This is a genomic window from Shewanella sp. Arc9-LZ (assembly GCF_010092445.1).
In the GTDB taxonomy this organism is placed as follows: Bacteria; Pseudomonadota; Gammaproteobacteria; order Enterobacterales; family Shewanellaceae; genus Shewanella.
Window position 1 is genome coordinate 4596074 of sequence record NZ_CP048031.1, and the last position, 21473, is coordinate 4617546.

At 42.9% G+C, this 21473-nt stretch carries 16 protein-coding genes; 2 read left to right on the forward strand and 14 right to left on the reverse strand.

All coding sequences use genetic code 11. The annotated features are described in order from the left end of the window. Nucleotides 1–16: 16 nt before the first annotated feature. Genes mraY through mraZ form a run of 7 tightly spaced genes read right to left on the reverse strand, consistent with a single transcriptional unit; the run spans nt 17 to nt 7476 of the window. Nucleotides 17–1099 carry a phospho-N-acetylmuramoyl-pentapeptide-transferase gene (gene mraY / locus GUY17_RS19725; protein ID WP_011639217.1) on the reverse strand — a complete coding sequence of 361 codons (1083 nt, stop codon included), beginning with the start codon at nt 1097–1099 and terminating at the stop codon, nt 17–19. Then, complete coding sequence (gene murF, locus GUY17_RS19730) at nt 1100–2488, reverse strand: UDP-N-acetylmuramoyl-tripeptide--D-alanyl-D-alanine ligase (protein ID WP_162024090.1); 1389 nt, start codon at nt 2486–2488, stop codon at nt 1100–1102. After that, nucleotides 2485–3978, reverse strand: coding sequence for a UDP-N-acetylmuramoyl-L-alanyl-D-glutamate--2,6-diaminopimelate ligase (gene murE / locus GUY17_RS19735; RefSeq protein WP_162024425.1), 1494 nt, complete (start codon nt 3976–3978; stop codon nt 2485–2487). Before murE ends, murF begins: the two co-directional genes overlap by 4 nt. Then, the gene (locus tag GUY17_RS19740; RefSeq protein WP_101088507.1) at nt 3962–5710 is read right to left on the reverse strand and encodes a penicillin-binding transpeptidase domain-containing protein; all 1749 of its coding nucleotides are present in this window, start codon (nt 5708–5710) and stop codon (nt 3962–3964) included. Before GUY17_RS19740 ends, murE begins: the two co-directional genes overlap by 17 nt. Before the next feature lie 11 nt (nt 5711–5721). Then, a complete protein-coding gene (ftsL, locus tag GUY17_RS19745) occupies nt 5722–6036 on the reverse strand; it encodes a cell division protein FtsL (protein WP_101088508.1) in 315 nt (104 codons plus the stop codon). 14 nt (nt 6037–6050) lie between these two features. Further along, nucleotides 6051–6992 (reverse strand): 16S rRNA (cytosine(1402)-N(4))-methyltransferase RsmH, encoded by a 942-nt coding sequence (gene rsmH, locus GUY17_RS19750; protein WP_101088509.1) that lies wholly within the window; start codon nt 6990–6992, stop codon nt 6051–6053. A 25-nt stretch (nt 6993–7017) separates the two neighbouring features. Next, nucleotides 7018–7476, reverse strand: a complete 459-nt coding sequence (gene mraZ, locus GUY17_RS19755; RefSeq protein ID WP_059746825.1) for a division/cell wall cluster transcriptional repressor MraZ — start codon at nt 7474–7476, stop codon at nt 7018–7020. 1154 nt (nt 7477–8630) lie between these two features. Between mraZ and GUY17_RS19760 the strand changes: the two genes are divergently transcribed. Beyond that, entirely contained in the window at nt 8631–8951 is a 321-nt protein-coding gene (locus GUY17_RS19760) for a hypothetical protein (RefSeq protein ID WP_101088510.1), read from the forward strand. A 12-nt stretch (nt 8952–8963) separates the two neighbouring features. Here the strand turns inward: GUY17_RS19760 and glpK are convergent, their stop codons facing one another. The 6 genes from glpK to leuA all read right to left on the reverse strand — a co-directional run bounded on the left by glpK (nt 8964) and on the right by leuA (nt 17192). Continuing rightward, nucleotides 8964–10460, reverse strand: coding sequence for a glycerol kinase GlpK (gene glpK / locus GUY17_RS19765; protein ID WP_101088511.1), 1497 nt, complete (start codon nt 10458–10460; stop codon nt 8964–8966). 202 nt (nt 10461–10662) lie between these two features. Beyond that, nucleotides 10663–12015: an outer membrane protein transport protein gene (locus GUY17_RS19770; protein WP_162024091.1), complete on the reverse strand. Its 1353-nt coding sequence runs from the start codon at nt 12013–12015 to the stop codon at nt 10663–10665. A 480-nt stretch (nt 12016–12495) separates the two neighbouring features. Continuing rightward, nucleotides 12496–13101 (reverse strand): 3-isopropylmalate dehydratase small subunit, encoded by a 606-nt coding sequence (leuD, locus tag GUY17_RS19775; protein WP_162024092.1) that lies wholly within the window; start codon nt 13099–13101, stop codon nt 12496–12498. A 19-nt stretch (nt 13102–13120) separates the two neighbouring features. After that, the gene (leuC, locus tag GUY17_RS19780) at nt 13121–14533 is read right to left on the reverse strand and encodes a 3-isopropylmalate dehydratase large subunit (protein WP_162024093.1); all 1413 of its coding nucleotides are present in this window, start codon (nt 14531–14533) and stop codon (nt 13121–13123) included. Further along, nucleotides 14533–15627 (reverse strand): 3-isopropylmalate dehydrogenase, encoded by a 1095-nt coding sequence (leuB, locus tag GUY17_RS19785; protein ID WP_162024094.1) that lies wholly within the window; start codon nt 15625–15627, stop codon nt 14533–14535. The genes leuC and leuB overlap by 1 nt, the downstream gene beginning before the upstream one ends. Beyond that, the gene (gene leuA / locus GUY17_RS19790) at nt 15624–17192 is read right to left on the reverse strand and encodes a 2-isopropylmalate synthase (protein ID WP_162024095.1); all 1569 of its coding nucleotides are present in this window, start codon (nt 17190–17192) and stop codon (nt 15624–15626) included. Before leuA ends, leuB begins: the two co-directional genes overlap by 4 nt. Nucleotides 17193–17713: 521 nt before the next feature. Here leuA and GUY17_RS19795 point away from each other — a divergent pair. Continuing rightward, on the forward strand, nt 17714–19561 hold the full coding sequence (locus GUY17_RS19795) for a hypothetical protein (protein ID WP_162024096.1): 1848 nt from the start codon (nt 17714–17716) through the stop codon (nt 19559–19561). A gap of 4 nt (nt 19562–19565) precedes the next feature. Here the strand turns inward: GUY17_RS19795 and recQ are convergent, their stop codons facing one another. Then, nucleotides 19566–21413, reverse strand: coding sequence for a DNA helicase RecQ (gene recQ, locus GUY17_RS19800; RefSeq protein ID WP_162024426.1), 1848 nt, complete (start codon nt 21411–21413; stop codon nt 19566–19568). Between the last annotated feature and the right edge of the window lie 60 nt (nt 21414–21473).

Consider the following 21473-nt stretch of genomic DNA (forward strand, 5'->3'; position numbering starts at 1 on the left):
GACCTTGATTAATTACTTAGCGTAATTTTAGAGTCGCGAGACCCAGTAACACTAAAAACAACGAGATAATCCAAAAACGCACGATTACACGCGGCTCTGGCCACCCTTTTAACTCATAGTGATGATGAATAGGTGCCATACGGAAAATTCGTTGACCACGTAACTTATACGAACCCACCTGCAATATCACCGATACCGTTTCCATCACAAACACGCCACCCATGATCACTAATAAAATCTCTTGGCGAACCAAAATAGCAATCACACCTAATGCAGCACCCAACGCTAATGAGCCTACATCGCCCATAAACACTTGTGCTGGGTAGGTGTTGAACCATAAAAAACCTAAACCTGCACCGACCATAGCCGTACACACAATCACCAATTCACCGGCTAACGGTAAATGAGGTAGGTGCAAATAACTGGCAAATTGTGCATGACCAGATAAGTAAGCGATTAATGCAAACGCAGCCGCAACCATTACGGTTGGCATAATCGCCAAACCATCTAAGCCGTCGGTTAAGTTCACTGCGTTACTGGCACCCACGATGGTGAAGTAAGCTAATAAAATAAACATAAAGCCCAGTTGCGGCATAATATCTTTAAAAAACGGCACAACTAATTGTGTTTCGCCAACCATGGTTGATGAGCTATACAAATACACTGCAACCACTAAAGCGGCAATTGACTGCAGCGCGTATTTCCAACGTGCAATTAGGCCTTTAGAATCTTTCTTAACCACTTTACGGTAATCATCAATAAAACCAATGACACCAAAACTGGCTAGTACAAATAAAGTGACTAATACATAACGATTAGATAAGTCGCCCCACAGCAGCACACTGATAAAAATGCCCGCAAGGATAAGAATTCCGCCCATTGTCGGTGTTCCACGCTTACTGAAATGCGATTCTGGACCGTCATCACGAACGACTTGACCAATTTGCAGCGTTTGCAGGTGCTTAATTAAAATCGGCCCCCACCACAAACTAAACACCAATGCAGTTAACAAGCCTAAAATAGCCCGGAACGTTACATATGAAAAAACGTTAAACCCGCTATAAAATTGGGTTAAATACTCGGCTAGATAAACCAGCATCTACACTAACTCCCCACGCCCAAAGGCATCTAATAAACTGTCCACAACTCGCTCCATAGCGGCGCTGCGGGAACCTTTAACTAAAACGGTGATATTACCTTTGGTACTTATTAACTGTTTTTGCAATGCCACGATTAATGGCTCTTGAGCACAAAAGTGTTCACTGCCAAATGCTTCACTGGTATTTGCCGACAACTGGCCGCAACAAAATAGCGACTCTATGGCTGCATTTTTAACCTGTAATCCAATGCTGGCGTGCAAAGGGGCAGCATTGTCGCCTAATTCGCCTAAATCTCCCAGCACTAAAAAACGATATCCATCACGTTGCTGCAACCAATTAATCGCCGCACTTACTGACGTTGGATTAGCGTTATAGCTATCATCAATTAATAACACTCGACCAAGCTCATGGGGCTGCATACGACCCTTTACCGGTTTAAGCAAAGCAAAGCCTTGTGCGATGTCGTAAAGCGATATATCTAAAGCAATACACATAGATGCTGCAGCCAGAGCATTACTCACTTGATGCAGACCCGCCAATGGCAATTGCACCACTTCTTGCTGTCCATCAAAGGTTAATGTAAACCGATAACAACCATTGGCATCTGCCACTATGTCTGTTGCGGTAACATCGGCATCGACATTCATTTCACGGCTAAAACGCAGGTGTTTGTGCCCTTGCGACTGTTGCAGCATAAAGTCTGCAAACTTGTCGTCAGCATTAATAATCGCCGTGCCATCTGGAGCAAGATGATTAAAAATTTCAGATTTAGCCTGAGCAACACCTTCCAGCGAACCAAATCCTTCAAGATGAGCATTGCCGACATTATTCACTAACGCGACTTGAGGCAGCACTAACGACGAGGTGTAATCGATCTCACCACGATGATTTGCGCCAAGTTCAAATACCCCATATTCATCACCTTTACTTAACCGTAGCAAAGTTAACGGCACACCAATTTCGTTGTTAAAATTGCCGGCAGTAAATAACACTTGGTGATGTTGAGATAAAATAGTGGCCAGCATTTCTTTAACGCTGGTTTTGCCGTTTGACCCCGTTAACGCGACGCAAATAGGCGCCACGGTTTGGCGCACAAACGCTCCCATCTTGCCCATAGCCTTTTGGGTATCGGCCACTACAATTTGCACAATATCGGCGGCAAAAGGATGGTCGACTAATAGATGATCGACCAACAGTGCTACTGCACCATTTTTAATCGCAGTATCAACAAAGTCATGCCCATCAAAACGCTCGCCTTTTAACGCGATAAATAAACATTGAGCTGGAATGTTGCGAGTGTCAGTACTGACACTCGTAATCACTCCGTCTTGGCCGTGTAGGGTGCCATTAAGATGCTGGGCTAATACCGACATAGTGACACTAATCATGATGCCTCCTGAGACAACTTGAATGCTAAGGCGCGTTCATCATAATCAATACGTTGTCCTGCCACTTCTTGATAGGTTTCATGCCCCTTGCCAGCAAGTAGTACAATATCGTCAACGTTTGCCAATGCAACAACATGGGTAATGGCTTCAATACGGTCTACTTGAGTAAGCACGTTTTGAGGCTGACTAATACCCTGTAAAATATCGTCAATAATGGTTTGTGGATCTTCACTACGGGCATTGTCACTTGTGATCATCACTTTATCTGCATATTGCTCAGCGGCTTGTGCCATCAAAGGACGTTTGCCTTTGTCACGATCGCCACCGCAGCCGAATACACACCACAGAGTTCCTTTGCAGTGCAATCTTAATGCTTTTAACGCTTGCTCAATTGCATCTGGAGTATGGGCATAGTCAACAACCAAAGTCGCGCTGTTAGTAGATGAAAAACGCTCCATACGACCCGCAACAGGAACCAACAACGGCAGCACCGCCAAAATAGATGCCATTGGCTTGCCCTGTAAATACAGCACAGCTATTGCTGCCACGAGGTTAGACAAGTTAAATGCACCTAATAGTGGCGAGTTAAGCAGCACACTTGCTGACTTTTCACTATTAATTTCGACAAAATGCAATGTCGCGGTGACACCTGCATCATGATATTCAATGGCATCACAGTAAAAGTCGGCAGCAGAATTACCTTGAATGCTGAATGATTTATTCTTTTCATTCGCAAGTTGGGTCAACCATTTCTCGCCCACGGCATCATCAATATTAATCACACCATGTTTTACACTAGGAAATTGAAATAAGCGTTTTTTAGCCGCAGCGTAAGAATCCATATCACCGTGATAATCTAGATGATCGCGGCTTAAATTAGTAAACACTGCTATATCAAATGGTGCCGCTTCTACTCGTCCTTGTACTAAACCATGGCTAGACACTTCCATAGCACACAGTTCAGCGCCTTTAGCAGCAAACTCACTAAGCTGGCGCATAACCGTTATGGCATCAGCAGTCGTATTGCCACTATCCACAAGTTGGCCCCACAAACCATTACCTAATGTGCCCATCACAGCGGCTTGATGGCCAAATAAATGGACAATTTGAGCAATAATTTGGCTTACAGAAGTTTTGCCATTGGTACCGGTTATTCCAATCAAAGATAACGATTGGTTATTGGATAAGTAAAACTGAGCAGCAACGGCCGACAATTGGCGGCCTAGTTGGCAAAAAAACACTAATGGCACAGTATATTGAAGACGATCGACGATGCCATGTTCATCTGGATTATCGGTATGGATCAGTATCGCCGTTGCTCCAGCGTTAATCGCTTGAGGAATGAATACTCGACCATCGACTTTATGACCAGGTAACGCCACAAATAAACCGCCACGTTCTACGTCACGGCTGTCTAGTGTTAACCCATTAATGGATTCGCGGCCAGAGTAATGGAACCACGGCGCTAATAAATCATTTAATAACATTATTCTGCGCTCCTCGCGCAGTGGCCAAATGAACAGCCTCCTGCTCTGAAATTGGTTCTACATTAAGCATTTGCAAGGCACCTGACATAATTTTAGCAAAAGCAGGGCCGGCAACATCGCCACCGTAATATTTGTCGCCTTTGGGTTCATTAATCACAACTGAAATAGCCAAGCGTGGTTTATGAACCGGAGCTACACCAGCAAATAAAGCAACATAATCATCGCCATACCCCCCAGCAACGGCTTTACGGCTTGTACCTGATTTACCTGCAACGGGGTAACCATCAATATGTGCTTTGGTTCCTGTGCCTCCCGTTTCAGTCACCCCAACGAGCATTTCCATTACGTCATAGGCGACTTTATTTGAAATAACTTGCTCGCCTTTAGGTGGCTGTCTCAGTTTTAAAATCGATACTGGATAAAGTATTCCACCACTGCCTAGCGTGGCGTACATACGTGCAATTTGTAATGGTGTCGCGGTAAAGCCATAACCAAAAGACAGGGTGGCACGTTCAAAGTCAGACCAACGATGGCGATTATGAATTAATCCGGCACTTTCACCGGTTAAATTAATCCCCGAATAATTACCTAATCCCATGGATTGGTATGTACCGAGTAATTGTTCAACAGGCATAGACAAGGACAGCTTACTAATACCCACGTTACTCGATTTAACCAAAATTTTGGCTAACGTCATGTCACCATAGTTATTCGAATCGCGAACTTGACGTCCACCAATCCGCATCCACCCTGGTGATGTCGAGATCAATTCATTTACTTTCACTGTGCCAGAATCTAGAGCCGCGGCAACAACAAAAGGTTTGATAGTAGACCCTGGTTCGAATGTGTCAGTTAAGGCACGATTACGCATACGATGAGGCTGTAAATTATCTCGGGCATTGGGATTATATGAAGGCGTATTTACCATCGCTAGCACTTCGCCAGTGGTCACATCGATGACCACCACAGACCCTGAAGTCGCTTGGTATACTTCTGTCGCACGTTTCAATTCACGATATGCCAACTGCTGAATACGTTGATCGATACTGAGCACTAAATCGTTAGAGCTTTCGCCTTCTTGCACGATATCTAAACGTTCAACCACACTGCCATCGCGGGCTTTACGTACTTTTTGCTTAGAGGGTGTTCCTGTTAACCAAGTATTATAAGTATTTTCGATGCCTTCAATGCCCACATCATCGATATTAGTGATACCAATTAACTGTGCAGCCGTTTCACCAGCAGGATAGTAACGACGGGATTCTGATTTAAGGTAAATACCACCAATTTTAAGCTGCTCAATATAGTCAGCAACAGCAGAGGTCACTTGACGTTTAAGATATACAAAGCGCTTTTTAGGATTGTTTTTGACTTTTCTGACCAATACATCGACAGGTTCCTGCAGAACATCAGCAAGGGCTTGCCAACGTCGCATGTCTTTAAATGCATCTTGATCATGAGCATGTTTAGGATCAGCCCACACAGCCCGCACAGGAACACTAACCGCGAGCATATCGCCATTGCGATCGGTGATTAAGCCTCGCTGAACTTGATTGCTGGTTGTGCGTAATGTGCGCATATCACTTTCGTGACGCAGTTTATCTGGCTCAATAATTTGAATATAGGCCGCACGCGCAACTAGACTGCAAAATAATAACAAAACGAACCCCACCACAACGTATAAACGCCATGGAATAAGTTCGTGACCTAATTTTTGCTTTGCTTGTCTAGCCATATTCCCTATGCTCACTGGACTCGAATGATAACTTCCTCCTTAGGAAGCGGCCGAGACATATTTAATTCTTTGGTTGCCATCCGAGTCACACGACTGTGCTCTGATTGCGATTGTTCTTCTAATAATAGGTTTCGCCATTCAATATCTAAGCGATCTTGCTCTTGTAGAAGTTGATCCCATTGAGTAATCAACTTACGTGTTACATGGCTGGTATAAACGACGGCTACGCCATTCATCACAACCAAAATACTCAACAGCAATACCCACTTGTGGTGCCAAATGTCATGTAACACAATCCGAGGCAAATTTAATGGTGATTGGCTCACATTACCCTCAGTGGTTAATAATCCAGACGTTCGGCAACTCGTAATACTGAGCTACGCGCACGTGGATTTTGCTCTAATTCTGCATCAGAAGGCTTTAGTGCCTTACTAACCGCCTTTAATTTGCGCGATTTATTAAGCTCTGCTTCCATGATAGGCAATCCATATGGCACGCTTTCAGCTTGGCTATGGCGGCGAATGAAACGCTTAACCATACGATCTTCTAACGAATGAAAACTGATCACCGATAGACGTCCTTGGGGTGCTAATACTGCTAATGCGCCTTCAAGTGCTTGATCGATTTGTTCTAATTCACTGTTAATATAAATACGAATAGCCTGGAACACCCGTGTTGCAGGATGCTTATTACGCTCTTTATTTTTAGTGATGCGCGCGATTAAATCGGCTAAATCTTTGGTACGCAAAAAAGGTGTTTTTTCGCGATCGGCAGCGATACAACGTGCAATGTGGCGCGAATTTTTTTCTTCGCCGTAGGTTTTAAATACCCATGCCATATCTTCAATTTCTGCACGCGCTATCCACTGCGCCGCTGTTTGCCCTTGGCTATTGTCCATGCGCATATCGAGCGGGCCATCACGTAAAAAACTAAAGCCACGTTCAGCATCGTCTAATTGTGGTGACGACACGCCAAGATCAAGCAATACACCATTAATTTTACCGGTTAACCCAAGTTCCTCGACATACTCAGCTAATTGACCAAAGCCACCGTGTACGATTTGAAAACGTGGATCATCAGCAAACTGTTTTGCAGCTTCAATGGCTTGTGGATCACGATCAATTGCAATTAAACGACCATTTTCGCCTAAATGGCTTAATACATGACGCGAATGCCCACCTCGGCCAAACGTGCCATCAATGTAGATGCCATCACTTTGGATATTGAGACCATCAACGGTCTCATTCAATAATACTGATAAATGGGCAAACTCTTGGCTCATTGGGTTCTTCTAACCTTTTTGGTCATTACAGTGAAAAGTGTGCCAAGCGTTCATTGCTGGCTAAATCTTGGCTTTGAATGAGCGCATTGCCATCATCCATTTGTTGCTGCCAAGCACTCTCTTCCCATAATTCAAATTTATTCAGTAAGCCCACCAGCATGGTTTTCTTTTCTAAACTGGCGAAACTTCGCAATGCCGGCGGAATCACAATACGTCCGTGGCTGTCTAGTTCACAATCTTGTGCGTGACCTAGTAATTTTCGTTTAAAGGAACGCTCAAGTGGATCGGTATCAGAAAGCAATCTTAGCTTTGCTTCAATCTGCTCCCATTCATGTAACGGATAAATCAACAAACAAGCAGCGTCAATATCAACGGTCATAATCACAGTACCGGCATGCTCCACACGTAACGCATCACGGTATCTCGCTGGAATAGCGATCCGCCCTTTAGCATCCATGTTGATTGCACTGGCACCACGAAACACGTTATTTAGCCCTTAATGTTGTCATTTGATCCACAATGATCCACTTCTTCCCACAAATGCTAAGTTTAGGGACTCTATGCAAGTGTTGTCAAGCAATGGACAGATATATTAAATCCAGACCCCAAGCGGGTTAGCAGCAAATTAATATCAAGCGGGATGAATGACAGAGCTGTCATAGGAAAACAGCTAAAAATCAGGGTAAATGAGTTAAACCAGAGACATAACGGTCACTTTATCGGCTAAAATAGACTCGCGATCTTTTTAATTAATGTTATTTAATCGTTCGAATGCTCCATCTTTACCTCGTAATATTGCTCAACAGCTCAATTTTAAGCACATTAAAAATCAACAAATAGTCGACTGAGTCGATTTTCTACGTTTAAAAAAGCTCTTTATTTTATGCTTATGCCTGTCGAGCATCTTCAATATCAGTATTATTGAGGCGAAAACACCTCTCTATTCACCTTGCTGTATCGTATTGCACAGGTAAATTGCTTAGGTAAATAACACTGCTAAATAACACTGCTAAAACAACTTTTGATCATTAGATTACTGCTAAACCTCAACTGCTAAACCTCAACTGCTAAACATCGATTACTAAGCATCAATGGCTAAGTATTAACGACCAAAAATCGATTGCAGAACATCACGATGTATAACATTAACCCTGCATGTTGAGGGCAAGCATTTTATCAATTCATCTCGCAATCACAGTTAATTTTTCTTAATGCCTTAATGGGATGTACGGTGATGATGACTCAACAATAAACAGTTAAAAGCAGTGTTATCACTTAAGAAATTACGCTACAGCGATATCGATCTGCTCAACGCTGTGTCCTGTTAACTTCGTTGCATTAATAGGCAATAGATAAGCTATTGACGCGGAAATACGCCTTTAGAGGTCGTAAATGGGAAAATATCGCGACGTTAACGTTATTCTATTGCCCTTGGTACATCATTGAATAACTGATAAAAATAATGAAATGAGCATAATTGATAACACCCATACCAACAGGGAGCCAGTCAACCAAGAGTATGAAAGAGGTAATTAAACGATCCAAAATCTAAATAAGATTAAATTTTAATCAAATTAAGCCGATAAACAGTTATGATGATAAACATCCAACTTCATTTCACCGTCACAGGAGAGCAACATGAGTATCGACAGCATTTATGCCATGCTAGCTAGACCTGTACAGGCAGTGAGTGAGCGTAAGAGGATTGTTGAACAAGTCAAACATACCAGTGCGATAAGTGCAGACAGCCACGAGGCACCTCAGTCACAATTACCCCCCAGCATTACTCATAAAATGCCGATTCAACGGCAGGAAGCGCCACGTCAAGAAAGACGCGCCAAACCTAGAACGGTTAATGAGAAAAAAAATCTAGGTAGTCGAATGAGGCGAATGAAAACGGATAAGCGATTCTCCACTCGGGGAGAAACCGCTAGTCAGCTTATTGATATTGAAGTGTAATATTTACTTCGTTTACCCAACGTCACCATTAGGGCTCACTTGAGATACAGCTTTCTGCCAGCCCTTATATAAGGTTGCACGAGTCTCTATATCCATTGTTGAGGTAAACTCCCGCTCGGTAGACAGCATGGTTTTTAATTCATCGGTCGACTTCCATACACCAACAGCCAAGCCAGCGAGGAATGCAGCTCCCATCGCAGTGGTTTCTGTTACTTGCGGACGAATAACCGTTACCCCAGTAATGTCGGCTTGAAATTGCATTAAAAAGTCATTCGCTACCGCACCACCATCCACTCGAATTTGTGTTAGCGGTACATTAGAGTCTTTGCTCATAGCATCAAGCACATCACGAGACTGGTATGCAATTGCTTCTAATGCTGCGCGAATAATATGATTCCGATTGGCTCCCCGGGTTAAACCAATAATGGCACCTCGGGCATCGGCATCCCAATAAGGCGCACCTAAACCCACAAATGCAGGCACCAAGTAAACGCCATTAGTGTCGTCTACTTTGTCGGCAAAATATTGGGTGTCACAAGCATCGGCAATAAGACCTAACTCATCACGCAACCACTGAATGACCGCGCCGCCCATAAATACCGAGCCTTCTAGGGCATAATTCACCTTTGTATCAGCGCCAATAGCAATGGTCGTTAATAACCCATGGGTAGACTCTACCGCTTTGTCACCCGTGTTCATTAACAAAAAACACCCTGTGCCATAAGTATTTTTAGCCATCCCAGGCTCAATGCACAATTGGCCAAATAACGCCGATTGTTGATCGCCAGCCATGCCCGCCACAGGAACATGATTGCCAGCCAATTCGGTATAGCCGTATATTGCGCAAGACGGTTTCACGTCAGGTAACATTGCCCGAGGGATGTTAAACAGATCAAGCAACTCTTGGTCCCACTGCTGGTCATGAATGTTAAATAACATGGTCCGAGATGCATTAGTCGGTTCGGTCACATGGACTTCACCTTGTGTGAGTTTCCACACCAACCAGGTGTCAACGGTGCCAAACAATAAATCACCGGCTTCGGCTTGTTCACGAGCGCCTTCAACATTGTTTAAAATCCACTCAACTTTTGACGCCGAAAAATATGGATCTAGTACCAGCCCAGTTTTCTGGCGCACCATATCTTCAGCACCTTGTGCTTTATGATGTTGGCATATTGCCTGGCTGCGGCGACATTGCCATACAATTGCATTACATACCGGCTTACCTGTGTGCTTGTTCCAGACAATCGTGGTTTCGCGTTGATTAGTAATCCCTATCGCGGCAACATCATGACGGCTAATGCCCGCGCGAGTTAGCACTTCAACCAAAACTGAACTTTGTGAAGACCATATCTCCATCGGATCATGCTCTACCCACCCCGCTTGCGGATAATGTTGAGTAAATTCACGATGTGCCACGGCGACAATATTCGCTTGATGATCAAACACAATGGCACGAGAACTTGTAGTGCCTTGATCTAACGCGACAATGTATTTTTTTGCAACCATCTGATTTCCTATATCATTTTGTCATTATTATTTTTATATGATTTATCTGCTTAATAAGCCAATGTGACATCGTACATCGACATATAAAATTAATGCAAGTAATTGTCACCCGTTCACAGAAAACCTCATCATTTTACTGTAGATCAGAAATAAAAAGGCCTCGCAACTGCGAGGCCTTAAATATCAACACTAGCAGAGCTTATTACATCTTATAGCTTAACTGCACACCTGTTAACCATACATCACCGGTGGCTTCACCAGTGAAGCTAATCGCTGCAAGATCCTGTAGGCCCTGAGTCTCTGTAATGGGTGCGTCACCATAAGTGCGAATGTAAGTCACACCCACATCAACATTCAAATTTTTAGAGACTTGATAACCGGTACCCACACTGAACCATAAACGGTCAGAATCTGGAATGGTCGTGGTGCGATGCTGATCATCAACCGCAGTTGTATCTAATGCCATACCTGCACGTAATGTCCACTGGTCATTAAGGGTATAGGTGGTACCAAGCGCATAACGCCAGTTATCTTTAAAGTTCTCTTCTTTTACTACGTCTGACTCTAAGCCACCTACTGGCTTAACATCACCAGGGAAATACGCCACTAGTTGCTCAAACACACTCCATTCGGTCCAATTAACACTGGCATGCATTGCCCAGTTTTCGGTTAACTGGTGATAAGAAGCAAGTTCTGCAAATGCAGGTAACTCAATAGGTAAGTAGCCTTCGATTTCAATATTTTGACCACCGTTATAAGCCACACCAGACACATGACCGTCTAATTTAAGATCGACACTACTGTGATAAGCCAAACCGATACGGTTAGCTGAGTTAATTTGCCAGCTCGCGCCCGCTTTCCATCCATAACCAACATCATCACCTTCCATTGACTTTAAATTTGTACCACCTGAAGGTAAGCGTGCATTGATGCTTGCAGGTAAATTAGGATTAGCTTTAATCGCATCAATCCAACCTGGAGCGGTTGCACTAACTTCACCTTCACCGTACACAACACGTAAACCAGCACCTACAGTGAATGAGTCATCAATGCGGAAAGCAACATTGGGATTAAACTCGACTGTGGTAATTGAGGTTTTACTGCCAAAAATAGCCGCTGCATCCGCTACCGGAATATCAGTTGCTAAACCATAATTTGAATTAACCGCTAGACCCCAAGTCCATTGATCATTCAACTGGTTTGAATAATAAAAGTTTGGCACAAATGCATTATCAGCAACATCATATGCGTCAGCACCAATCACTAATGGCTCTGAGCCTAATAACGGTGAAGAAATGCCGACATCACCAACCACATCAACATTTGGCATGACATAAATGCCACCCGCTGATACTTGGCGGCCTTCTAGATAAGCTAGCATGGCTGGATTACGCGCTTGAGTTGACGCATTGTCTGCAATAGCCGCTTCACCAGCAAATGCACGGCCTAAACCTGTCGCTGAATATTCTGCAAGTTGAAAACCTGCCGCGTTCACTTGAGTTGTTGCCCCAAATACAATGGCGCTAATCGCCAGTGTTAACACTGTTTTTTTCATTATGATTCTCTGTGTCTTAGTTTCAAACTGCATAAATCGACTTTTATAGAGCAAAAACTCGATTTAAATGAAGCCGCCAGTGTACTGATCCAAAAAAGCTTTGCAACTGCGTAAAGAGACGGAACAAGAAGTGAGTGATTGAATTTAAAATTGTGATCATGATCAAACTTTTAATTTTCTGCTATAAAAAAGAAACTAAAAGCGGTATAGCTGTAAACCGATTTAACAGCACATAAGGAAAAGTTATTTTTTATCATTTAAAAACATTAGGTTAAATAACTTTACATGGCACACTAGTGAGCTTAAATAATTAACGATATTCATCTAAAATAAGTCCACCTAGTACTTATATTACAAAATAGTGACATAAAAACGTTTACAATTAAAAACAAAAAAACCTCTTGATGACATCATCAAGAGGCTGTTAATTTATAGTTCATGCTATTTAAACGGTACTCTCAAACATTCCGAAATAGCCGATTATGCGAACCAGGCAGGTATGTGAGTTTCATAATCACTGATTTGTTGTTCAAATGACAACGTCAAACCAATCGCATCAAGACCATTCAATAACTTATGTCTAGCAGACTCCACAATAGCGAAATCAAACACGCTTCCTGAAGGTGACGTAACTGTGAGAGCTTGTAAATCAACGGTAATTTTTGCTCCCTCATTGGCTGCCACTTCATCCATTAATTGTTGTACTTGTGCCGATGTTAATTTAACGGGTAACAGACCGTTATTAATCGAATTACCGTAAAAAATATCGGCAAACGTCGGCGCGATGATCACTCTAAAGCCAAAATCAGCTAGTGCCCATGGCGCATGCTCGCGCGACGATCCACAACCAAAGTTTTCTTGTGCTAATAAAATAGAAGCGCCTTTAAAACGTGGCTGATTAAGTACAAAGTCAGGATTGGGTTTATCGCCTGCATCATCCAAGTAACGCCAATCATGAAATAAGTGCACACCAAAACCGTCACGGGTGACTTTAGACAAAAATTGCTTAGGAATAATCTGATCGGTATCGACATTAGCGCTATCAATGGCTACCGCTAAACCGGTATGGGCAGTAAATGCTTGCATGTTTATCTCCTCTCTCGGTTTAGTAAGGTTTGCGAATATCAACAAAGTGACCAGCTACTGCTGCAGCGGCTGCCATAGCAGGGCTCACCAAATGAGTACGACTACCACGGCCTTGGCGGCCTTCAAAGTTACGGTTACTGGTTGATGCACAACGATCGCCAGCTTCTAAACGGTCATCATTCATCGCTAAACACATCGAGCAACCTGGTAAACGCCATTCAAAACCAGCTTCAATAAAGATTTTATCTAAACCTTCTGCCTCTGCCTGTAACTTCACTTGGCCAGAACCAGGTACCACAATCGCCACAACACCCTCTGCAACTTTACGGTTTTTAGCGTGCACAGCAGCGGATCGTAAATCTTCAATACGCGAGTTAGTACAAGAACCAATAAACACTTTATTAATGCTAATATCAGTCATCTTAGTGCCAGGCGTCAGGCCGATATACTCTAATGCTTTAATCATACTGGTGCGATTGGTGCTGTTGGTTTCAGTTTCTGGATTAGGTACTACACCATCAATCGCAACGACTTGACCAGGGTTAGTGCCCCAGGTTAACTGCGGCGCAATATCGTTGGCATCTAATACCACTTCGACATCAAACACAGCATCTGCGTCAGATTTAAGCTCAGACCATGCTGCAACAGCTTGTTCCCACATTGCATCTTTAGGCGCAAATTCACGACCTTTAAGATAGTTAAATGTGGTTTCATCAGGCGCAACCATGCCAGCTTTAGCGCCCATTTCAATGGCCATATTACATAGGGTCATGCGACCTTCCATGGTTAATGCTTCAATGGCTTCACCACAAAACTCAACCACGTATCCTGTACCACCATCCATGCCGAGCTTACCGATAATCGCTAACACGATATCTTTAGCCGTCACGCCATCGGTTACTTTGCCACGCACTTCAACTTTCATATTCTTGGCTTTTAACTGACGTAGTGTCTGGGTTGCTAACACATGCTCAACTTCTGATGTGCCAATACCAAATGCTAACGCGCCAAATGCGCCATGGGTCGCGGTGTGAGAATCACCACACACAATCACAGTACCGGGTAAGGTAATCCCCAGCTCTGGCCCCATTACATGAACAATGCCTTGGTTAGGATGATGAATGTCATACAAGCGCACGCCAAACTCTTTACAATTCTGTGCCAGTGTTTCAACTTGAGTACGCGCCATTGGGCTTAACGCATCTAAACTGGCGCTGCGCGTTGAGGTATTGTGGTCCATTGTGGCAAAGGTTTTTTGTGGCGCGCGGAGTTTACGCCCAGCCACTTTTAAACCGCTAAATGCTTGTGGTGATGTGACTTCATGGACTAAATGACGATCAACATACACAACTGGCGCTTCACCTTCTGGGCTGGCAACAATGTGTGAGTCCCACACTTTTTCATATAAGGTTTTACCTGTCACTTGGGCCATTACACACCTTCCTTTATTGCCTGGGTGATAAAGTCACCCATTTGCGCTGTCGACTTAGCTTCGCTGCGTTTGTCTGCAGCCAATAATTCACCGGTTAGATAACCACTTGCCAATGCTTTTGTCACTGCACGTTCAATAGCGCTTGCCGCCTCTTCTTGCTTTAGGCTGTGACGTAACATTAATGCAGCAGATAAAATTTGTGCTACCGGATTAGCAATACCTTGGCCAGCAATATCTGGCGCACTGCCACCGGCTGGTTCAAATAAGCCAAAACCAGAGCTATTCATGCTTGCCGAAGACAATAGCCCCATAGAGCCAGTTAACATGGCAATTTCGTCTGATAAAATATCACCAAACAAGTTAGAACATAACATCACATCAAACTCATCAGGACGACGTAATAGCTGCATAGTCGCGTTATCAATATAGATGTGTTCTAAAGTGACATCCGGAAAGTCTTTAGCAACTTCCTCTACCACTTGGCGCCATAATACTGAACAGGCTAATACATTTGCCTTGTCTACCGAAGTCACCTTATTTTTACGTCCACGCGCGGCTTCAAAAGCAATACGAGCAATACGACTAATTTCGCGACGGCTATAACGCATGGTATCAAAGGCTTCTTCATCGTCGCCTTCACCTTGGCGCCCTTTCGGCTTACCAAAGTAAATACCACCAGTTAATTCACGGACACACAACACGTCAAAACCACGGGCTGATATATCGCTGCGAAGCGGTGACATATGCTCTAAGCCGTCATGTAATTTGGCTGGGCGTAAATTACAAAATAGCTCAAAGTGTCCGCGCAATGGCAATAATGCGCCGCGTTCAGGTTGATCGTTTGGTGGTAAGTTTTCCCACTTAGGGCCACCCACACTACCAAATAAAATCGCATCAGCTGCTTCGCAGCCTTTTAAAGTCGCGTCAGGTAAAGGACAACCATGGTTATCAATGGCAATACCGCCGACATCAAATTCGGTGTATTGAATATCCAGCCCAAAACGTGTCTCAACAGCACTGAGCACTTTACGCGCTTCAGCCATCACTTCAGGACCAATACCATCACCCGACAAAACTGCTATTTGATAACTCATACGCCGCCTAACTCCCTTTCTTTATGGATCTGTTGTTTAAAGTCAGCCACTTTATCTGCGCGGTACACTAAGTTCATCACATGTACTAACGCTTGAGCTGATGCTTCGACGACGTCTGTGGCTAAGCCAACGCCGTGGAACATTTGTTCATTATATTTTGCGGTAATATCAACTTGCCCAAGCGCATTTTGACCTTCGCCTTTCGCGCTTAACTTGTAATTAGTGATATTAATTTTACGCTCTGTTGCGCGTGCAATGGCATTATAAGCCGCATCAACAGGACCATTGCCCGTAGCAGCCTCAGTAATATCGTTGCCATCAACCGCAATACGTACCGTGGCAGTGGCGACACCTTCAGTCGAATCAGAATGCACCATCATGTGCTGAAGCTGGTACTTATCGTCATCTTGCGCTTGCGACTCCATGAATACCAATGCTTCTAAATCATAATCGAACACTTGGCCTTTTTTATCTGCTAAGGTCAAAAACTGCTCGTAAAGACTGTCCATGTCATAGTCAGTTTGTTGGTAACCCATTTCTTCCATGCGATGTTTAATCACATGGCGACCAGAGCGTGAAGTCATGTTCAAATTATTACGGTTTAAGCCAATACTTTCTGGTGTCATGATCTCGTAAGTATTTTTGGCTTTAAGCATACCGTCTTGATGAATGCCCGATGAATGAGAGAATGCATTGGTTCCCACAATCGCTTTATTGGCTTGGATCGGCATATTACATAATTGACTCACTAGCGATGAGGTGCGGTGAATTTCTTTGGCATTAATACCACAGTCTAAATCTAACAAATCTTTGCGAGTTGCAAGAATCATGGCGATTTCTTCTAACGAACAGTTACCGGCACGTTCACCAATACCATTAATAGTACATTCAACTTGGCGGGCGCCCATTTCAACTGCAGCAATTGAATTGGCCACCGACAAGCCTAAATCATCATGACAATGAACCGAGATAACGGCTTGATCGATATTAGGAACCCGATTAAATAAGGTTTGGATAATGCCACCAAACTCGCTTGGCACTGTATAACCTACGGTATCAGGAATATTAATGGTACGAGCACCGGCTTTAATCGCCGCCTCAACCATACGACATAAATTATCGATTGGTGTGCGACCAGCATCTTCACATGAAAACTCAACGTCATCTGTAAATCGTCTGGCGTATTTAACCGCATTAACGGCCATCTCTAATACATCATCAAAAGAGCGCTTCAATTTACTTTCAACATGAATGGTCGAAGTAGAGATAAAGGTATGAATTCGAAATTGATCGGCAACCGACAAAGCCTGGGCTGCAGCATCGATGTCTTTTTCAAGTGCACGAGATAGCGCACACACACGGCTGTTTTTAATGGTTTTAGCAATGGTCTGCACCGATTTAAAATCGCCCGGAGAAGAAACAGGAAAACCCACTTCCATTACATCTACACCTAAACGCTCTAGAGCCAACGCAATTTGTAGCTTTTCTTTAACGGTTAAACTGGCTGCTAATGCTTGCTCACCATCACGTAAGGTAGTATCAAAGATTATGACTCTATTGGACATCGAATTTCTCCATCGACCATCATGTTTATTTGAATTAGCTGCGAGGTACACAACGGCTTCATTTCAAAAGGGCTAAAAAAAAACCCCGCGACAATTAGCGCGGGGTTTGTGTATGTTTAATGAATTATTTTACATGTAACACAAAGGACTCCGCGCAGGATGTGCGTGAGAGGAGAAGGAGTCCGAGTAAAGCTGATTGTGTATTCATGACGTTAGTATTCACTTTTAATAACTAATTATGCTAAATGATTGACGTACAAAATATGTCTATGCCTAATATGTAACTCGACCAGCCTTCTGTGTCAACCCTAATTTGGTCAACGTGAAAAAGATGATAGCGTACTAGTGCTTCATTACAGTTAACCAGCGACATTATCAGCCAATATTGATTCGCTTTCAATTAATGAACTTACCTCTCAAAGTGCAAATAAACATCAATCTAAGTTGCTGCATCGATTATATTTTTATGTATCTGGATATAAATAATCGTATACTGCTATCACCCCATGTTAAGTAGATATATGACGATGATGTTGTCGAAAAAGAGTATTGAATATAACTTTAGTCGCATTTTTGCTTTAATCTTTGGCCTCACACTATATTTAGCGACTACGGCAGTTTTGGCTCAACCATCGCAACGTTTATTACTTTCCACCGATATCATTGCCGAAACTCAACAACTGAGCGCTCGAGAACAACTCGATGTGATCAGCAATATTAATACTCAAAGATCTGCAGACGCCAAAATACTCATTGATTCACTCGAGCAACAACACGCTAAACAACCACTAACCAATATAAATGCTCTGCGCTTAACACTATTACATTGTTTTAACTTATTAGAGTTTGGTGAGTTTAATCAAGCTATTGTCTTGGCAAAACAAGGTGAGAGCAATGCCAGACAGTTTAAATATGACACCGCTCGCCCCTACTTTATACAATGCCAAGCCGCTGCACATCAGAGCCTTGGTAATATACTGCAAGAGCAGCTTCTCACAGAGGAAGCACTACGTTTAGCCAAGCGTTATTCTGAAAAACAAGCTATTGTAAATAGTCTTTTTCTAAGCAGTAGTCAAAACACCAGCCTAGAAAACTATAACCAATCGATTGAGGATTTACGTTTAGCATTAGATATTTTTAGTGATGCTCAGGCACAATTTCAGGATTGGTATTTGGTCCCTAAATCATACTTGTTATCTGAAATTGCAAATGTATTTTTTTCAATGGGGGATCTAAAAGAGGCATTACACTTTGCTGAATTAACATATGAAGATTCATCTACTTTTGGCAAGCTAGAATTTGCATTTGCAATTAATTTAGCTCGTATCAGTATTACATTGAACAATAGAGAAAAAGTACTTTACTACCTCAAAAAAGCTGAGGCTGCAAATAGTAAAAACACCTCAGAAAGAGATTTAACCACCAGTAATTCCTTACTGGCAAGTGTTCACTTGTATGTTGGCGATTATGATATTGCTGAACAACTCGCTTTATCGAGCATCGAACTATTCAAAAAATACCAAGAACCAATCAACGTCATGCGCATCAAGCGTACATTAGCCAAAGTGTATTTTGCACAACATAAAGACAACCAAGCCTTGTCACTGCTAAATGAAATTATTGAGCAAGCCACTGAACTTGAACAATTTTCAGATTCAGAGGAGTTTAACCAGATAACCAGTCAATACTACGCTGAACAAAATCAATTTGAATCAGCTTATCAGTTTCAGGTGCAGCGTTTTGACGCTGCTAAACAAGCTGCGGCCAAGTTAAACAATGCCCACTTTATGCAGTATAAAGCCAGAATAACAGCACAAAGTGAAGCCAGTACACCACCAGAGAAACCTGTCAGCAACATCAATCAAAATTTAACCATTACCGCCTTGATGATTTTGTTACTGTCTGTTGGATTAGTCCTATTTTTGGCACGTAAACCACAGCGACTCAATAATGTGAATGCTCAAGAAGAAAGCCAGCAGCACCGTATAGACAATATGTTAGATAATGCCAAACAAGGGCACTATCAATTAAGTATGCTACTGATTAATATCAGTAATAACAATATTGAGGATATACCCTTTATTATTCCGCGGCTCAAAAACACACTTAGAGAGCAAGACCAATTGTTTCGGCATAATACCAATGAACTCATTATTATCTTGCCACACGCATCGTCAGTGGGGGCGGCAAGAGTCATAACCCAAATAGAGCAAGTACTTGGTGAATGGAAATCCGAGCTCAAAGTAAATATTGGTATGGCGAGTTTACAACAACTTGATACTTTTGAAGTACTCGTTAAAAAAGCAGTTTTAAATCAATTAAATAAAATAAAATCTCAAGAGAAAAACAGTTCTCCTGATGAAAACTAAACCACTAACCTTTGGTCAAATAATCAGAAATTTCATCTAAAAATTCGCCACCAAATCGGTCAAGCTTAATCTGCCCAACACCATTTACCGCGAGCATCTCGCCAGGGCTTGTGGGCAGCATCGCACACATCTCTGCGAGTGTTGCGTCGTTAAAGACTAAATAGGGTGGAATGTCATTTTTCTCAGCTAGTTCGCGACGCAGTAATTTTAACCGAGCAAACAACTTACGATCATACTGTTGCGGTGCACGTCCATTGGGTTTGCGCTTTACATCAATCAATTGAATCCGAGGTTCCGCTAACATTAGCGATAACTCAGCTTTAAGGATTGGTCTTGCGGCAGGGTTAAGCTTAATTGCAGAGCCGCGGGTAATATCCTGACTCATCAAACCTAAATGAATTAATTGGCGGATAACACTGAGCCAAAACTCAGTTGATTTATCTTTACCAATGCCCCATGTCGATAACTTATCATGGCCTCTATCCACTATGTTGGCCGCTTTTGAACCGCGCAATACTTCAATTACATGGTGGATACCAAAACGTTGCTGTAAACGATAAATACAAGACAGTACTTTTTGCGCATCTTCAGTACCATCATATCGCTTCGGTGGATCAAGACAGATATCACAGTTACCACAAGGTTTTGAGGCCACTTCATCAAAGTAGTTTAACAACACTTGGCGACGACACGTTTGCGCTTCAGCAAATGCTGCCATGGTATGCAATTTATGAAATTCGACTTGTTGTTGAGGCCCAGGTTCAGATTGCTCAATCAAATGCCTAACCCGGCCTATATCGGCAGGGTCAAACAACATATAAGCTTCTGCATCTAAACCATCGCGGCCTGCACGGCCTGTTTCTTGGTAATAAGCTTCAATGCTTTTAGGAATATCGTAATGCACCACAAAGCGTACGTTAGATTTATTAATCCCCATGCCAAAGGCCACCGTAGCCACCACAATATCGATTTGATCTTTTAGAAATTTATCTTGAACGTTACCACGCTCTTCTTGGCTCAAACCGGCATGGTATGCTTGAGCATTAAATCCTTGTAAGCGTAAACGCTCGGCCACCTCATCAACTCGACGACGACTGCTGCAATACACAATCCCACTGGTGCCATTTTGAATAGTTAGAAACTGACGTAATTGATTAGCCGCATTAAGCTTTTCAGCCACGGTATAGCGAATATTTGGACGATCGAAACTCGACAACAAGGTATAAGGGGTTACCCCTAAGCGCTCGCAAATACTCAAACGCGTGGCATGATCTGCAGTCGCAGTTAAGGCCATTAAAGGTAAGTAAGGAAAATATTCTTTTAACTGCCCTAATGCCGCATATTCAGGTCTAAAATCATGACCCCATTGGCTAATACAATGGGCTTCATCAACTGCAAACATTGAAATATCAACCGATTGCAGACGCTCAATAAAATCAGGACGCAAAAGTCGCTCTGGAGAGACATACAACAATTTAATCTCACCAGCATGTAATTTACGTAACACCTCAGCACTTTGCTCACGCGGTAAAGATGAATTGAGATAAGCAGCTGACACACCACTTTGCAGTAAACTGTCGACTTGGTCTTTCATTAACGAAATTAATGGCGACACCACCACGGTCACACCAGGCAACACAATAGCAGGCAATTGATAGCACATACTTTTGCCGCCACCGGTAGGCATAATCACTAAGGTATCTTGGCCCTGTAAACTTTGCTCAATGACTTCTCGCTGCCCTTCACGAAAGGCACGATAACCAAAAACTTGCTGCAAGCTCGCTGCAAGTACATCTTGCTCTGTCGTCAACACATCTGAGGACGCAATATTGGTCGAAATCGGAGTATCCATTAACAACATCATCATTCAAAGGGCACTCATTTTAAAGCACTGAGCCACAGATGTCTTGAA

Excerpts from the sequence above, each read along its gene's own strand:
- leuD (WP_162024092.1), bottom strand. The coding sequence starts at position 13,101 with ATGCAAGCATTTACTGCCCATACCGGTTTAGCGGTAGCCATTGATAGC.
- murF (WP_162024090.1), bottom strand. The coding sequence starts at position 2,488 with ATGATTAGTGTCACTATGTCGGTATTAGCCCAGCATCTTAATGGCACC.
- recQ (WP_162024426.1), bottom strand. The coding sequence starts at position 21,413 with ATGGATACTCCGATTTCGACCAATATTGCGTCCTCAGATGTGTTGACG.
- GUY17_RS19795 (WP_162024096.1), top strand. The coding sequence starts at position 17,714 with ATGACGATGATGTTGTCGAAAAAGAGTATTGAATATAACTTTAGTCGC.
- glpK (WP_101088511.1), bottom strand. The coding sequence starts at position 10,460 with ATGGTTGCAAAAAAATACATTGTCGCGTTAGATCAAGGCACTACAAGT.
- leuA (WP_162024095.1), bottom strand. The coding sequence starts at position 17,192 with ATGTCCAATAGAGTCATAATCTTTGATACTACCTTACGTGATGGTGAG.
- GUY17_RS19760 (WP_101088510.1), top strand. The coding sequence starts at position 8,631 with ATGAGTATCGACAGCATTTATGCCATGCTAGCTAGACCTGTACAGGCA.
- mraY (WP_011639217.1), bottom strand. The coding sequence starts at position 1,099 with ATGCTGGTTTATCTAGCCGAGTATTTAACCCAATTTTATAGCGGGTTT.
- GUY17_RS19770 (WP_162024091.1), bottom strand. The coding sequence starts at position 12,015 with ATGAAAAAAACAGTGTTAACACTGGCGATTAGCGCCATTGTATTTGGG.
- GUY17_RS19740 (WP_101088507.1), bottom strand. The coding sequence starts at position 5,710 with ATGGCTAGACAAGCAAAGCAAAAATTAGGTCACGAACTTATTCCATGG.
- leuB (WP_162024094.1), bottom strand. The coding sequence starts at position 15,627 with ATGAGTTATCAAATAGCAGTTTTGTCGGGTGATGGTATTGGTCCTGAA.
- rsmH (WP_101088509.1), bottom strand. The coding sequence starts at position 6,992 with ATGAGCCAAGAGTTTGCCCATTTATCAGTATTATTGAATGAGACCGTT.
- leuC (WP_162024093.1), bottom strand. The coding sequence starts at position 14,533 with ATGGCCCAAGTGACAGGTAAAACCTTATATGAAAAAGTGTGGGACTCA.